Genomic DNA, 16,394 nt, shown 5'->3' on the forward strand with positions numbered 1-16,394 from the left:
CTAGGCGTCGAACATGTTCGGCTGTCCCGCCGCGTACCGCTGAATGTCCAGCTGCCGGAACGGCTCCAGCACCTCCGTGCGGTAGAGCGTGAACAGCTTGCAGCGCGGAGCATCCGAACCCGCCACCTCCAGCAGCTTGTTCACCGCGCCGCGGGCCGCCTCGCACGCGCCCTCCATGGTGGCCAGGTCCACATTGGTGCGCACGTAATCGCCTGCCAGATACAGGTTCTGGAGCGAGTCGGAATGCGATTCCGGGCGCAGCGCCCAGGAGCCCGCCGTATTGATCAGCAGCGGATCGGCATTGGTGTTGCGCTGCCGCGCGGCGTCCCACGCGATGCCGGTGTCGAGGAACCAGGAGTGCAGATCCTCGTCGCGCAGCAGGTCGGCACGATCGTTGAGGTGTGCCTTCAGCTGTGCCCACACCTCGCGCGCGATCTCGTCATGGGTGCACTCCTTGGCCGTCTTGCCGTAGAGCATGCCGGGTGTGTTCCAGTCGGAGATGTCGACCGACAGGCAGTCCTGCACGGTGCCGTCGCCCAGGCCGGTGACCGGGGTGCGGTTCCAGAACTGGCCCTGCGCAATGGAGGTCAGCGACCACGGGGAGTCGACGTAGGCGGTGTGCCCGCGCGCGATATCGGTGGGGCGGCGGAGGAAGAACTGGATGCCGGTCATCCAGTCCACCGTCAGCTGGCTCATGCCCGCCAATTCCGGTCGCAGCGACAGGATTTCGGGCGTCCACAGGGTGCGGGCCACCTCCACGGGCAGTGCGCTCACGAAATGGTCGGCGGTGACCGTCTGGGCCGCGCCCGACGAATCCACCACGCGCGCACCGGAAATGCGCGCGCCCTCCAGATCCAGACCCCGGACCTCGGCGTTGACGAAGGTGACGCCGAGATCCCGGAGGCGGTTCACCCAGGGATCGATCCATGCCTCGTTGGTGGCCCCGTTCAACAGCCGGTCCAGCGCGCCGTCATTGCCGACCTCGAGCGGATTGCCCAGGAACTGCTCGCCCATGGTGCCGATGGTGAGGGTGCTGGCCTTGTCCTCCCGCGCGGCCACCAGCAGTGTGGTGAGCGTGCGCGAGAGCAGCATGCGGAATTCGTTGGAGCGCCTGCCCGCGCCCACGAAATCCCGCCAGGCCATGTTGTCCCACTGCCCGTAGCGGCGGGCGTCGCAGCTGGTGTTGAAGACCAGCAGGCGACTCGCGAAATAGAGGGCATCGCTGGTGCCCATTTTCGTGGAGGTCGTAATGGCCGACCCGACGGTCTCGCGGAAGTCGTCCGGACTCGACCAGGGCTTGCCGAACTTGCCCATCGGAATGATGGTGTCGTCCGCGTCCTTGCGCGAGAACCGCGCCTCGGGAGCGGCGATCAGGTTGTCCCACACACCATTGGCGTTGCCCGCGAACGGGATTCGCCGCATGGTGTCGGGCAGGTGGCGGTAGAAGCCGGGAAAGAACCGGAAGCCGTGCTCGCCCCACAGCTCCGGCCGCCCGTCCTTGCCACTGCCCGGGACCGCGATGCTGCGTGCCTTGCCGCCCAGGGCCCGCCGCTCGTAGACGGTCACCTCGAAGCCGCGTTCGGCCAGTTCGTGCGCCGCGGTCAGACCCGCGACCCCACCGCCCAGCACCGCGACCCGCCGTCCGGTCTCGGCCCGGGCGGCGGTGGGGCGGGCGGCCCCCGCCGCCACCGCTCCCGCCATTGCCCCGGCTGCGACCGCTCCACGCAGCACTGTTCGCCGCGTGACGGACAAACGTCGTCCTGCCATACCCGTTACCTCCCACGCCTGGTCCGCATCCTATGGAGCTGTCGCAGACAGATGGTCGGTTGGGGTGGAAAATTTCATGCCGAATACCCGGAAGATGGGCGAACTACAGCAAATCGGACTGCTCAGCTTGGCCTCGACGAGATTCGGGTCCAGTTCTGACCGGCGTGTCGGCTCGGCGGGTCGGATGGGTCCGGGCGTGTCGAGCGCTGCCTCCGGCACCCGGACCCGGCGGCCCGCCGAGGTGGCCGTGAAGGCGCCGGCGATCACGATGACGGCCCCGAACAGGGACAACGCGGACGGAGTCTCGTGCAGGAACGCCCAGGAGGCGGCGATTCCCACCGCCGGCACGGCCAGCGACAGCGGCGCCACCGTGCCCGCCGGATAGCGGCTCATCAGATAGGTCCACAGCCCCGATCCCGCGATCGTCCCCAGCGCGACGATGTAGGCCAGGGCCGCGTAGGCGGGCCAACCGGTCGCCGAGCAGGAGTCGATCAGGTCGTTCCAGCCGGTGGCCGGCCCCTCGGTGAGCGCGGACAGCACGAACATCGGGATCGGCGGCACCACGGCCATCCACAGCGTCAGATGCAGCGGGTTCACCTGCTCGGACGAGGCCGCGGCCAGCCGCGACCCGATATTGCCGAAGGCCCAGGCCAATCCGCCCAGCAGGGTCAGCACCAGCGGCAGCAGCGCCGCGTGGTGTGAACGGTCCCACCCGATCACCGCCATACCCGCCATGGCCACCGCGATCCCCGCCAGCTGAATGCCGCGCAGCCGCTCCCGCAGGAACACCGCGCCCAGCAACACCGTGAACGGCGCGGACGACTGCAGCACCAGCGAGGACAGGCCCGTCGGCATCCCCGCGCGCATGGCGGTGAACAGGAAGGCGAACTGCAGAATCCCGAACCCGATCCCGTACAGCAGCAACCACTTCCACGGCACCCTGGGCCGCGGCACGAACAGCAGCACCGGAATCGCGATCACGGCGAACCGCAGACCCGCGAAGAAGAACGGCGGGAAATGCTCCAGCCCCACGTGAATGGCCAGGAAGTTCAACCCCCACAGCACCACGACGGCGAGCCCGAGCAGTCGATCGCGATTGGTCATGCCGAAAATCTTGCTGACGCTAATAGATAAGAACAATCGAATAATTCTGCACCAACAATGTAGTACTACTTAACTATGCCCCAGCCCGACCCACCCCGCTCCGTCCCACCCCCACGCCGTATCCCCCGCGACACCCGCGCCGATGCCACCCCGGACGCCCCCGCGACTGCGGCCCAACCCGGCCCCGCCCCCACGCGGGCGCGACGCGTCACACCGAGCCCTCCCGACGCGGCCCCGGTCCACGAGGGCGGCCGAAGCACGGGCGAAGCCGCGCAGGTCGAGGGATCCGGCGTGGCACGGGCCGACGGGCCGCTCATGTCACTCGAAAGACTGCGGGTGCTACGGGAATTGGCAGATCGCGGGACGGTTGCCGCGGTGGCGGAGGCGTTGTCGATGACGCCGTCGGCGGTGTCGCAGCAGTTGAAGGTGCTGGCGCGGGAGGCGGGGGTGGCGCTGCTGGAGCCGGACGGGCGGCGGGTGCGGCTGACCGATGCGGGGCGGGCGCTGGTGGTGCGGGCCGATGAGGTGCTCGAGGCCATGGAACGGGCGGTCAGCGAGATGGCGGAGTATCGGGGGTCGCCGCGCGGGCGGGTGCGGGTGGCCTTGTTTCCGTCGGGGGCGGCGCTGCTGCTGCCGCATGTGCTGGCCGAGCTGGCGGACAGCGGGGTGGAGATGGTGGCGCGCGACGAGGACGTGCCGCCCAGCGAGGTGCCGCGTTTGCTGGCCGATTACGACGTGGCGCTCACCCACCGTGACGAGCGGGCGCCCTCGCTCAGCGGGCCACGGGTGTCCTCGCGGGTGCTCATGCGCGAGCCGATCGACGTGGTGGTCGCGCCCGATCACCGGCTGGCCCGGCAGGGCGCGGTGGTTCCGGCGGAGCTGTCCGACGAGACCTGGATCAGCGTCCGCACCGGCTTCCCGGTCGACGACGTGCTCCGCTCGATCGCGACCGTCACCGGCGTGCAGCCGCGAATCGCGCAGCGGCTCAACGAGTTCAGCGTCATCGAGGCGCTGGTGGCCACCGGCTACGGCGTCGCCCTCATGCCCCGCCACGCGGTCCGGCACCCCGACCTGGTCATGCTCCGGCTGGCCGGTGTCCGTGCCGCCCGCGTCTACGACCTGGCCACCCGCCCGCATGCCGACAAGCGCCCGGCCGTCGCCATGGTCATCGCCGCGTTCCAGGCCGCGGCCCGCCGCGCCACCGGGACCGAATAGCCCGGTCACGCCGCGCGACCGGGAATCGGAAATCAGCGGTTGACTTGGAGCGCACTCCAGGTCCTACCTTTGCGGCATGAGCATTCGACTCGGGTATCAGATGCCGAACTTCAGCTACGGGGTCGCGCCGCGGGACCTGTTCCCGGCGGTGGTGGCGCAGGCACGGGAGGCCGAGGCGGCCGGCTTCGACGCGGCCTTCGTCATGGACCACTTCTACCAGTTGCCACTGCTCGGCGCGCCCGAGGAGCCCATGCTGGAGGCGTACAGCGCGCTGTCCGGCCTGGCCGCCTCGACCGAGCGAATCCAGTTGTCCGCCTTGGTGACCGGCAACACCTACCGTAATCCGGCGCTCACCGCCAAGACCGTCACCACCCTGGACGTGGTGAGCCGCGGCCGGGCCGTGCTGGGCATCGGCGCGGGCTGGTTCGAGCTCGAGCACCAGGCCTACGGCTTCGACTTCGGCACCTTCACCGAGCGGTTCGAGAAGCTCGAGGAGGCCCTCGAGATCATCACCCCGATGCTGCGCGGACAGCACTCCACCTTCGACGGCAAGTGGTACCGCACGAACAACGCCATGAACGAGCCGCGCGTGCGCGACGACCTGCCGATCCTGCTCGGCGGCGGCGGCGAGAAGAAGACCTTCGGCCTGGCCGCCCGCTTCGCCGACCACCTCAACATCATCTGCAATGCCTCGGAGATCCCGCGCAAGCTCGGGGCCCTGCACGCGCGCCTGGACGAGGCGGGACGCGACCCGAAGACCCTGGAGACCAGCTTCCTGGCGTTCGTCATCGTGGACGAGGACGGCGACCGCGCCCGCAAGACCCAGGCCGAGATGCTGGCCCGCATCGGCATCACCGATCTGGGCGCGCTGCCCAACGAGGCCCTGCGCAACACCCCGGCGGACCGCCAGTTCGTCGGCACCCCCGATCAGGTCGCCGAGCAGATCCAGTCCCGGGTACTCGACCAGGGCATCGACGGCATCATCGTGAACATGGTCACCAACGGCCACGAGGCCGGCGCGGTCGAACTCGCCGGCCGCGCCCTGGCTCCCCTGGTCCGGGGCTGACCCGCTCCCCTTTCCGAGGCCGACTCATAGGAAATGCCCCGCGGTTCAATTGAACTGCGGGGCATTTCGTCGTCGATACCGGATCAGCCCTGCGGCCGGAAACCCTCGCCGTGCGGCGGATAGCCGCCGTCACCCTGCGGCGGGTAACCGCCGCCCTGCTGCGGCGCGAATCCACCCTGCGGGGGCTGCTGCTGGAAGCCGCCGTGTGGCGGGAAGCCTTGCTGCGCAGCCTGATAGCCGAAATCGTCGGCCACCATGGCGGCCAGTTCCAGCAGGGCCCGCCGCGTCGGCTTGCCGACCAGTTCGAGGTCGATCTCCGCGCCCTCGGCCAGGTGGTCGTCGAACGGGACGACCTGCACCGCGCGGGTGCGGTCCAGGAACAGCTTGCGCAGCTGGTCCAGGTCCACCGTGGAGGAGCCCTTGCGAGAGGCGTTGACCACCACCACGGTTCGCTCCACCAGCTTGTGGTAGCCGTGGTGGTCGAGCCAGTCCAGGGTGGCCGAGGCACTGCGCGCGCCGTCGATGGCCGGGGAGGTCACCAGCACCAGCGAGCTGGCCATATCCAGCACGCCGGACATGGCCGAGTGCATCAGGCCGGTGCCGCAGTCGGTGAGGATGATGTTGTAGAACTGCTGCAGGATGCCGATGGCCTTGCGGTAGTCCGCCTCGGAGAACGCCTCCGACACCGCCGGATCCTGTTCACTGGCAAGCACTTCCAGTCGGCTCGGCGCCTGCGAGGTGTGGGCGCGCACATCCGAATACCGCGAGATGTGCCCGTCCTCCAGCAGGTTTCGCACCGTGGAGCGGGTCTGGCGGGGCACGCGGTGCGCCAGCGTTCCGAGGTCCGGGTTGGCGTCGATGGCGATCACCCGGTCACCGCGCAGCGAGGCGAAGGTGGAGCCCAGACCAACCGTGGTGGTGGTCTTTCCGACGCCGCCCTTGAGCGACAGGATCGCGATCCGGTAGTCGCCGCGGACCGGCTGGTTCACCCGGTCCACCAGTTGCCGGTACACCACGTCCGCGGCCGACTCGCCCGGGTTGATGGCACCGCCGGACGCCTTGTGCACGGCCCGCCGCCATCCGCTGCGCGGCGCCCGCTTGGCCCGCTTCAACAGGTTCAGATCATTGACCGAATGCCCAGGGGGCATCGGCTGCTGCCCGAACTGCTGCCCGAAACCACCCTGCTGCTGCGGAAAACCCTGCTGCGGCTGCGGATTCCAGCCGGGCTGGAAACCCACCTGGGGCTGCGGCTGGGATAGCTGGGTCTGCGGCGGCGCGGCCGGGGGCGGCGACCAGCTGTAGATCGGCCCGCCCGGTTGATCATTGGACGGCGCGAACTGCCCCGGCTGGCCGGGACCACCGAAATGCCCTGGCTCCCCGGGCCTCTCACCGTCGCCCGGCACGCCCGGCGGCTCGGGGAACACCCGGCGCACCATCCCGTCGCTGCCGATCTCCTGCCTGATCTCGCCGTAGGGCGTCTGATCGCGCACCTCGCCCAGCGGTGCACCCGGCGGCGGAAAACCGCCCGGCACACCGGGATTCGGCGGCGGCGCGAATTGCCCGGCATCCGGCGGCGGGAACGCGCCGGCGGGCGGGAAGCCCGGCTGACCGTACGGCCCGGGCCCGCCCGGCGCGAACGGATTGTGGCCATCGCCCGCGAACGGATTGTGGCCGTCCGGCCCACCGTAGGGCCCCGGGAAGGGACCGTTGGGCGGTGCGAAGGGGTTGGGCCCCTCACCCGGGTGCGGCAGGGCCTGGTCGATCGAATCCGGCACCGGCGGGAAGAATCCGGCGGCCTGCTCCTCGGAATCGCTCGCCGCGCCGTTGTTCTCGGCCGGTCCGTCGGCGTTCACCGCGTCCTGCTCGGCCTCGACATCGGCCACCTCGACGGCGTCGTCGGTAACCCCCTTGCCCTGCACAGGCTTCGAGGTCGAATTCTGATCTTTCGTGGTCACGTGTCCCCCATCTGCTCGACGGCTCGAACAGAGAGCTCGGCGCTAATGCGTCCCAACGCTAGCATTGTCGACCGGTCCGGACGCGGCGAGGCAGATCCGCCTCCCGGCAGCTTCGGCGCACGGCTGAGTGGCGTTATCACTCCTGCATGCGTGCCTGCGTCGGGTGCCGAACCGATGCTGGACGTACCCGGTGAGTTACCCCGATCCTCGCGAAATCAGTCGTCACGTTCGCGAGGGTCGGGGGAGCAATCCCTCAGGCCCTACGGGCAGCGCGGTTGACCGCGGAGACGACCGCGCGCAGCGAGGCGGTGGTGATGGAGGTGGCGATGCCGACACCCCAGGTGACCTGATCGCCGATGGCGCATTCGACGTAGGCGGCGGCCTGGGCGTCGTCGCCGGAGGACATGGCGTGCTCGCTGTAGTCCAGCACGCGCACGTCGTAGCCGATGGTGGCCAGCGCGTCGACGAAGGCGGCCAGCGGGCCGTTGCCCTCACCGGAGACGGCGTGCTCGACGCCGTCCACCTTGACCACGGCCTCGATGTGGTCGACGCCGCCGTCGGTCTCGGCGGCGGTGACCTTCTGACGCATGCGCTCCAGCGGCAGGATCGGGATCAGGTACTCCTCGGAGAAGACGTCCCACATCTCCTTCGGGGTGACCTCGCCGCCCTCGCCGTCGGTGATCTTCTGTACGGCCTGCGAGAACTCGATCTGCAGGCGGCGCGGCAGCACCAGCCCGTGATCGGTCTTCATGATGTAGGCCACGCCGCCCTTGCCGGACTGCGAGTTCACCCGGATCACGGCCTCGTAGGTGCGGCCGACGTCCTTCGGGTCGATGGGCAGGTACGGGACCTCCCACACGATGTCGTCCACGTCGGCGCCCTGCGCGTCGGCGGCGGCCTTCATGGCGTCCAGGCCCTTGTTGATGGCGTCCTGGTGCGAGCCGGAGAAGGCCGTGTAGACCAGGTCGCCGCCGTACGGGTGGCGCTCGGCGACCGGCAACTGGTTGCAGTACTCGACCGTGCGGCGGATCTCGTCGATGTTGGAGAAGTCGATCTGCGGGTCGACGCCGCGCGAGAACATGTTCATGCCCAGCGTCACCAGGCAGACATTGCCGGTGCGTTCGCCATTGCCGAACAGGCAGCCCTCGATGCGGTCGGCGCCGGCCTGGTAGCCCAGTTCCGCGGCGGCCACGGCGGTGCCACGGTCGTTGTGCGGGTGCAGCGACAGCACGATGGAGTCGCGGCGGGCCAGGTTGCGGTGCATCCACTCGATGGAGTCGGCGTAGACGTTGGGCGTCGCCATCTCCACGGTCGCGGGCAGGTTGATGATCAGCGGCTTCTGCGGGGTCGGCGCGATGATCTCGGAGACCGCGTCGCACACCTCGCGGGCGTAGTCCAGCTCGGTGCCGGTGTAGGACTCCGGGCTGTACTCGTAGCGCCAGTTGGTGTCCGGGTAGCGCTTCTCGACCTCCAGGCACAGCTTCGCGGCGTCGGTGGCGATCTTCTTGACGGCGTCGCGGTCGGCACGGAAGACCACGCGGCGCTGCAGGATCGAGGTCGAGTTGTAGAAGTGCACGATCACATTGGCGGCGCCGGCGCAGGCCTCGAAGGTGCGCTCGATCAGCTCGGGCCGGGACTGGGTCAGCACCTGGATGGTGACGTCGGCCGGAATCGCGCCGTCCTCGATGATCTCGCGGACGAAGTCGAAGTCGGTCTGCGATGCGGACGGGAAGCCGACCTCGATCTCCTTGTAGCCCATGCGCACCAGCAGGTCGAACATGCGACGCTTGCGGGCGGGGCTCATCGGGTCGATCAGCGCCTGGTTGCCGTCGCGCAGGTCCACGGCACACCAGCCGGGCGCGCGTTCGATGATCTTGTCCGGCCAGGTGCGGTCGGGCAGGGTGACCGGCTCGACCTCCTCGGCGAAGGGCCGGTACCGGAAGACCGGCATGGAGGAGTTCTTCTGTGTGTTCCAGGCCGGCTGGTCGGCGGGCGCGGGCTTGGACGGCGCGGTGATGGACCGGGTACCGGATACGAAAGCGTCAGCGGCTGACATGGCGATTTATCTCCGAGGGTGTGGCTGGATCCCAGGTATGGGGTAGACCGGCACGGCAGATCCCCGCGACGGGAGCCGGTCCGAATCAGACCCCGTCGCGGCGGCCGAGGAGAAGTGCCCGCTGCATGATGGCGACGAGTTTACAGGGGCGCAATAGATGCCCGGAAGCAGGGGAGGCGGGCGCCACAGCCCGGGCGTGTCACTCATCGGCGGCGATCGGTGCCACATCGACCGACACGGTGATCGTCGATTCCTTGGCATCGGTATAGATGATGCCGCGCAGGGGCGGCACGTCGGCGTAGTCGCGACCCCAGGCGACGGTGACGTAGCGGTCGTCGGCGAACTGGTCGTTGGTGGGGTCGAAGCCGATCCAGTGCCCGGCGGCGCCCGGGAGCCAGACCGCGGCCCAGGCGTGGGTGGCGTCCGCGCCGACCATGCGTTCCTTGCCGGGGGGCGGATCGGTGGACAGGTAGCCCGAGACATAGCGGGCGGCCAGGCCCTGGGAGCGCAGGCAGGCGATGCCGAGGCGGGCGAAGTCCTGGCAGACGCCGTGGCGGGCGGCAAAGACGTCGGCGACGCTGGTGCTGACGGTGGTGGAACCGGATTCGTAGGCGAAGTCGGTATGGATGCGCGTGGTCAGTTCCCGCACCGCGTCCAGCAGCGGGCGGCCGGGCGGGAAGGATTCGGCGGCGTAGGCGGCAACCTCGGGGATGATCTCGGGCGGGGTCAGGTCGAGGGTGAATTCCACGGCGAGCGGGCCGTTCTCGGCGGTCGGGCGGGCCTGCTCCCAGGCCGGCTGCGCGGCCGGCGCGGCGGGCGCGCCGACTTCGACGAGGGATTCGCCGGTCACCTCCAGCCGGCGGTGTTCGGCGGTGACGTGGAAGTAGAGGGTGGTGTTGTCGTACACGTCGGTGCCGACCGATCGATCCGACGGGAGGGGATCGACGCGAATGTCGTGGGACAGCAACCGCTGTCCCGGAAACTCGCGCGGTGTCAGGTAGGCGCGGCCGTAGGAGCTGCTGACCACGTCCGAGTACAGGTAGACGGTGCGGTGCAGCACCCGGTAGCGGCGCATCAGCCCACCACCCGGGTGGAGCCCCACAGCGGCTGGATCTCGCGCGGCACCGACAGCCGGCCCGCCTCGAAGGATTCGGAGAGTTTGCGCAGCCGCAGGTGGACGCCGTCGAGCAGCTCGGCCAGTTCGGTGCGGCGACCGTCGGCGACGGTCTCCAGCTCGGCCGGGTCGACGCGGCGCAGCATACGCTGGGCATCGGCCAGGAGTCGTTGCGGGCGTGAGGATCCGGAGGCCCCGGGCAGTGCCGGGAAGTCGGCCTCGAGGCGTTCCAGCTGGTAGGCCAGCGAGCGCGGGTTGTGCCCGTCGAACAGCAGCAGTCCGGCGACGGCGGCGATGCGGACCGAATCACCGTGGCGGCGGCGGTAACTCACCGCGGAGACGGTGGCCTGCAGGACCGCATCGGTCACCACCCGGCCGACCTCCGGCGGGTAGGCGTCGGTGAGGGCGGCGGTCAGCAGGGCCGACAGCGCCAGCGCGCGCTCGATGCGCCGCCCGATGTCCATGACGTGCCACCCCGTGTCCCGCACGGTCGATTCCGCGTCGATGCCGGTCAGCGACAGCAGGGCGGACAGGGCGCGGGAGTGCACGGCCGACAGCGCCGCGCCACGGTCGCCGCGGACAGCCCGGTATTCCGACAGGGCTCGATCGATGGAGCCGAGCACCATCCAGGTGTCGGGTGAGAGCTGATCACGCACGGCGCGCGCGGCTTTCGCGTAGCGCTCCATGGAGAACGCGACCGAGCCGGGAACCTCGCGGTCGACGGTGAGGGAGACCAGGTAGTCGTGGTCGCGGCGGGACGCGCCGGGCAGCGCGATCGGGACGGTCGGCTCGTCGGAGTACTCGCGACGCCGCGGCGGCTGGGATCCGGATCGGGTCCGCGCGGCGGACTGCGCCTCCGGCTGGCGGCGCCTGCGCCGGCGCTCCGGCGAATCACTTCGCACAGCAGTCGGTTTCGGTACGGCGGGCAGCTTCGGCTCGGCCGGGGCCGTGCCGGTCATGCGGGCGAGGGCGGCCATCAGGATGGGCATCGCCTCCGCACCCTCCAGCCACGGCCGGTAGCGGTAGTCCTGGTGGCGTTCGTGGATGGCGCTGAGCAGGCGCACGGTGACCTCGGCGCGCTCGCCGTAGCGGCCCAGCCAGAACAGGTCGTTGAGCACGCGCGGCGAGCTGACCACGTCCATCGGGGCGACCGCGACGACCCGGCGCTCGCGCTCCTCGGGTACCTCGGTGGTGGCCGCGGGCACGGCCGGGACGGCGGCGGGCGCGGCGCGCACCCAGACGTCCTTGGCCGCGACCTCCCCCACCATGCCCTCGGGTTCGCCGCGCTGATGCAGCTGCCCCAATCCGCCCGGCATGATGCGGTATCCGACGCGTCCGGCCAGGGAGAACAGGCGGACGGCGACGGGGGCGGCAGCGAGTCCGCCGGAGCCGTCGACCGCGGGGGCGACCGAGAAGCGGGCCGGTTCCTGGCCGACCCACTTCCAGCCCTCGGTCTCGATGCGGGCCCGCCATTGCGCGCGCTGCACGGCGGTCAGGACGGGGCCGAAGACCGTGGTGCCGTCCACGGTGGAGCGCAAGATCAGGCGGTGCAGGTTGGCCGTCAGGTGGGAGCGTTCGGAATCGTCTCCGCCCCAGTAGGATTCGATTCCCGGCAGGGCGAGTTCCTCGTCCAGCAGCCGCCGGGACAGGCGTGGCAGGAACGCGGCCAGCGCCGGATTCTCCAGCAGTCCGCTGCCCAGGGTGTTGACCACGGTGACCGCACCGCGCCGCAGCACCTCCACCAGGCCCACCACGCCCAGGCGCGAATCCGGCCGCAGGTCCAGGGGATCGGAGAACTCGGCGTCCACGCGGCGCAGCACCACGTCGACCCGTTCGAGCGTGCCCAGCGAGCGCATCCACAGCCGGCCGTCGCGCACCACCAGGTCGGCGCTCTCCACCAGCGGGAAGCCCAGCACGGAGGCCAGATACGCCTGGTCGAAGGCGGTTTCGGAGTGCACGCCCGGGCTCAGCACCACGACCACCGGGTCCTCGTCGGCGCCGCGCGGCGCGGCCTCGATGAGCATGAGCCGCATGGCCCGCACGAACGGGGTGAGCGGACGCGGGCCGGCCAGCTCGAAGGCCTCGGGAATGGCGGCGGACACCACACGGCGGTCGGCCAGCGCGTAGCCCGCGCCGGAGGGAGCCTGCGCCCAGTCGGCGAGCACCCGGAAGCCGCCGTCGCTCCAGCGGCTGACATCGCAGGCGTGCAGGAACAGCTGATGCCGTCCCGGCAGGGAAATACCGTGCGCGGCACGGACATAGCCGCGGTGCGCGAAGACCACCTGCGGTGGCAGCAGCCCCTCGGTGAGGGTGCGGCGCGCGCCGTACACGTCGGTGAGCACCGCGTCGAGCAGCCGGGAACGTTGCACCACACCGGATTCCAGCGCCGCCCACTCGGTGTCGGAGAGCAGCAGCGGAATCGGGTCCAGCCGCCACGGCGAGGGCGTCGCGGCACCCTCGGAGCCGGTCAGTTCGGTGTAGGTGATGCCGTCGTCCTCGATCAGCCGCCGGACCCGGCCGTCGATGCGGTGCAGTCCGGCCCGGCCCTGGTCCAGGAAGTCGGCGGACAGGTCGGCCCACAGGCCGCGCAGGCGGCCGTCGTGATCGACGAGTTCGTCGTAGAAGCCGCCGGTGGCCAGGCCGCAGGCGTCGCGGGCGCCGGTATCGGCCGCGGCGGCACGGTAATTCGCGAACTCCTCGCCGGGTGGCACTGCGTCGAGCACTGTCACCGCTACCACATCCCCGGGTATGCCTATCGACCGCCGACGACGCCCCACACGGTCCGCGCCCGGCGCAGATCGAGTATTCCGGGCGCACCGACGTCTGTTGCCTGTATGGCCATTTTGGCACGCAAATCCGCGATATCGACCGGGCCCGGGGTGTGCCCGCAGGATTCGAATCGCCGATTGCGCCGGGATTGCGCCACCACCGAATTCACCGGCGGCCCGGCATAGAACATGCCGCCCGGATGGCTCACGTGATACGTGCAGCCGCCGCGGGATAGGCCGGTCTGCAGCTCGACCACGTCGAAGACCAGCGGCGCGTCCACCGTGATCGTCGGATGCAGGGACTCCGGCGGCTGCCACGCCCGATACCGCACGCCCGCGACCTGCACGTCCGCCCGCCCGGCCGGGATGAGGGGCAGCGGGAAACCGTTGCAGGTCACCGCATACCGGTCCCGGTCCGCCCCGGTCACCCGGACCTGCAGGCGCTCGACCGAAGAGTCCACGTATCGCGCGGTCCCGGAGGCGGTGGTCTGTTCCCCGAGGGTGTTCCACGGCTCGATCGCCCCGCGCAGTTCCACTTCCATATCCCCGAGTACCACCGTGCCGAAGCGAGGAAAACGGAACTCCGAGAACGGATCCAGCCAGCTGGTGTCGAATTCGATGTCGTGCGCGCGCAGATCGGCCGCCACCTCGGCGATATCGGCCTGCAGGAAATGCGGCAGCAGGTAACGCCCGTGCAGGTTGGCGCCGTGCCGGAGCAGCGGCGCGGTGTAGGGGTGCTCCCAGAACCGCAGCACCAGCGCCCGCACCAGCAGCGACTGCACCATGGCCATGCGGAAGTGCGGGGGCATCTCGAAGCCGCGCAGTTCCACCAGTCCGAGGCGGCCGCGCGCCGAATCCGGGCTGTAGAGCTTGTCGATGCAGAATTCGGCGCGGTGGGTATTGCCGGTGAGGTCGGTGAGCAGGTGGCGCAGCGCGCGATCGACCGCCCAGGGCGGCGCGGCCGGCTCGCCGGGGTCGGCGGCGGCCCGGCTCAGGCGGGCGATCTCGGCGAAGGCGATCTCCAGTTCGTAGAGCGCGTCCTCACGGCCCTCGTCGACACGGGGCGCCTGGGAGGTCGGGCCGATGAAGCGGCCCGAGAACAAATAGGACAACGCCGGATGCCGCTGCCAGTAGGTGAGCAGCGACACCAGCAGGTCCGGGCGGCGCAGCAGGGGCGAGTGCGCCGGGGTGCGGCCGCCGAGCGTGATGTGATTGCCGCCGCCGGTGCCACGGTCGGTGCCGTCCACATCGAAGGATTCGGTGCTCAGCCGCGCCAGCCGGGCCTGCTCGTAGAGCGTCTCCAGCAGCCGCGACTGCTCGGCGAAACCGGTGGTGGGTTGGATGTTCACCTCGATCACGCCCGGGTCGGGCGCCAGGGACAAGGTACGCAACCGGTCGTCCACCGGGGCCGGATAACCCTCCAGCACGACCGGCCGGCCGACCGCGGCGACGGCCTCCTCGACCCGGCGCACCAGATCGCAGAACGCGCCGAATTCCTCGACGGGAGGCAGGAATACGAACAGCCGGCCGTCGCGGACCTCGGCGACCAGCGCGGTGATCGGCGCGCGCTCCGCGGACTCCACCACCGCGGGCGGCTCATCCGCGGCCAGCGGCGGGCACGGCGCGAACGGGTCCGCCTCGGGTCGCGGCGGTGGCGCGTTCCAGGTGACGGACCGCAGCGGCAACCGGAGTCCGGCCGGGGAATCGCCCTCCGTCAAGACGATTCGACCGCGCCGCAGCTTCCAGTCGGCGCTCGCCCACCCGGCCTCGTCGTCCCGGCGGTACAGCGACAGCACGTAGGCGGCGGGCTCGCCGACAGCGGCATCCAGCCGAGCCAGCAGCGCGCTGCGCGCCGACGGCGAATCCAAGCCGCTGTCCAGATCCTCGTCCGCACCGACCGGATCACCCTGTGGCGCAGCGGCCTTGGCGGCCATCCGGAGTAGCGAATCCTCGTAGGCGGGCCGCACCTGACCGTCCGGCAGGCCCAAGCCCCGTGCGATGTGGGCGATCACCGCTCGCGCGGCGGCCTCACCCACGTCGCCGGCCTGCGGGAGCCAGGGATGCGCGAGCAGGTCGCGGTGCCGCCACAGTGGTTCGTCGTCGTCGCGCCAGGTCATGGCGATTTCCCAGCGCGGCAGGGGTTCTCCCGGATACCACTTGCCCTGGCGGTACTGCACCAGGCCGGTCGGCGCGTAGATGCGGCGCAGGCGCTCGGCCAGGTCGGCGGCGCGTTCGCGCTTGCGCGGGCCGTCGGCCTCGGTGGTCCATTCCGGACCGGTCTGATCGTCGAGGGAGACGAAGGTGGGTTCACCGCCGATGGTCAGGCCGATCCCGGCGGCCTCGGTGCGGGCGTCCACGACCGCGCCCGCGGCGCGGATGCGCTCCCACTGGGAATCGGTGTAGGGCAGGGTGACTCGCGGATCCTCGCGGATCCGGCGCACGGTATTGGAGAAGTCGAGACTGGCGGCTACCGGGTCGGTGGATCCGGTGATCGGTGCCGACGAGACCGGATGCGGGGTGGCGGCCAGCGGAATGTGGCCCTCCCCGGCGAACAGGCCGGAGGTGGGGTCCAGGCCCACCCAGCCCGCGCCGGGCAGGTACACCTCGGTCCAGGCGTGCAGGTCGGTGAAATCGGCGAGCGGCCCCGAGGGTCCGTCCAGAGACGGCACGTCCTGGGCCAATTGGATGAGATACCCGGAGACGAAGCGGGCGGCCAGCCCGAACTCCCGCAGGATGGACACCAGCAGCCACGCCGAATCCCGGCACGAGCCGAGGGCGGCGCGCAGCGTGTGATCCGGCGACTGCACGCCCGGCTCCATCCGGACGGTGTAGGCGACATCATGGCGCAGCGCCTGATTCACCGCGATCAGGAAGTCGATGGTGCGCGGCCGATCCGCCGGCGTGTGGCGGCGCACCCAGTCCCGTACCGAAGCGCCGGGGCCGGAACCGGATTCGCCCTCGTCCACCGGCCGCAGATAGGGCTCGAGGTCGGCGGACAACTGCGGCGAGTAGCCGAACGGGAAATGCTCGGCGTGCTCCTCGACGAAGAAATCGAAGGGATTGATGGCGTCCATATCGGCGATCAGCCCGACCACGATGGACAGTTCCGGCGTGGGCTCGTGGAAGATCAAGCGCGCCAGGAAATTCCCGAACGCGTCCTGCTGCCAGTTCACCCAGTGGTTCCCGGGGCTCACCCGCATCGAGTACGCCTCGATGGCGGTGCGGGTGTGCGGGGCGGGTCGCAGGCGGACCACGTGCGGATGGACGCGCACGGGATGGTCGAAGGAATAGGTGGTGCGATGTTCGAGGGAAACCTTGATCCCCATCTGTCCAGTTCACCACGCCAAGG

9 protein-coding genes are annotated in these 16,394 nt (G+C 70.3%); 2 read left to right on the forward strand and 7 right to left on the reverse strand.

Features of this window, described 5'->3' with window-relative positions:
• Together ACFXKA_RS29215 and ACFXKA_RS29220 are read right to left on the reverse strand one after the other, a co-directional pair.
• On the reverse strand, positions 1 to 1,767 hold the full coding sequence (locus ACFXKA_RS29215; RefSeq protein WP_379429736.1) for an FAD-dependent oxidoreductase: 1,767 nt from the start codon (positions 1,765 to 1,767) through the stop codon (positions 1 to 3).
• A gap of 30 nt (positions 1,768 to 1,797) precedes the next feature.
• A complete protein-coding gene (locus ACFXKA_RS29220) occupies positions 1,798 to 2,871 on the reverse strand; it encodes an EamA family transporter (protein ID WP_379429737.1) in 1,074 nt (357 codons plus the stop codon).
• A 315-nt stretch (positions 2,872 to 3,186) separates the two neighbouring features.
• On the opposite strand from ACFXKA_RS29220, the gene ACFXKA_RS29225 reads away from it, so the two are divergent.
• Positions 3,187 to 4,086 carry a LysR family transcriptional regulator gene (locus tag ACFXKA_RS29225; protein ID WP_379429780.1) on the forward strand — a complete coding sequence of 300 codons (900 nt, stop codon included), beginning with the start codon at positions 3,187 to 3,189 and terminating at the stop codon, positions 4,084 to 4,086.
• Between the two features lie 76 nt (positions 4,087 to 4,162).
• Positions 4,163 to 5,152 (forward strand): LLM class F420-dependent oxidoreductase, encoded by a 990-nt coding sequence (locus tag ACFXKA_RS29230; RefSeq protein ID WP_379429738.1) that lies wholly within the window; start codon positions 4,163 to 4,165, stop codon positions 5,150 to 5,152.
• A gap of 83 nt (positions 5,153 to 5,235) precedes the next feature.
• Here the strand turns inward: ACFXKA_RS29230 and ACFXKA_RS29235 are convergent, their stop codons facing one another.
• The 5 genes from ACFXKA_RS29235 to ACFXKA_RS29255 form a co-directional block, all read right to left on the reverse strand.
• On the reverse strand, positions 5,236 to 7,107 hold the full coding sequence (locus ACFXKA_RS29235; RefSeq protein WP_379429739.1) for an AAA family ATPase: 1,872 nt from the start codon (positions 7,105 to 7,107) through the stop codon (positions 5,236 to 5,238).
• Between the two features lie 253 nt (positions 7,108 to 7,360).
• Positions 7,361 to 9,163: a 2-isopropylmalate synthase gene (leuA, locus tag ACFXKA_RS29240; protein ID WP_379429740.1), complete on the reverse strand. Its 1,803-nt coding sequence runs from the start codon at positions 9,161 to 9,163 to the stop codon at positions 7,361 to 7,363.
• A 199-nt stretch (positions 9,164 to 9,362) separates the two neighbouring features.
• Positions 9,363 to 10,238: a transglutaminase family protein gene (locus ACFXKA_RS29245; protein ID WP_354838874.1), complete on the reverse strand. Its 876-nt coding sequence runs from the start codon at positions 10,236 to 10,238 to the stop codon at positions 9,363 to 9,365.
• On the reverse strand, positions 10,238 to 13,006 hold the full coding sequence (locus ACFXKA_RS29250) for a circularly permuted type 2 ATP-grasp protein (protein WP_379429741.1): 2,769 nt from the start codon (positions 13,004 to 13,006) through the stop codon (positions 10,238 to 10,240). Before ACFXKA_RS29250 ends, ACFXKA_RS29245 begins: the two co-directional genes overlap by 1 nt.
• 23 nt (positions 13,007 to 13,029) lie before the next feature.
• A complete protein-coding gene (locus tag ACFXKA_RS29255) occupies positions 13,030 to 16,371 on the reverse strand; it encodes a DUF2126 domain-containing protein (RefSeq protein ID WP_379429742.1) in 3,342 nt (1,113 codons plus the stop codon).
• Positions 16,372 to 16,394 lie beyond the last annotated feature (23 nt).

The organism is Nocardia sp. NPDC059228, from assembly GCF_042754245.1.
Classification (GTDB): Bacteria; Actinomycetota; Actinomycetes; order Mycobacteriales; family Mycobacteriaceae; genus Nocardia.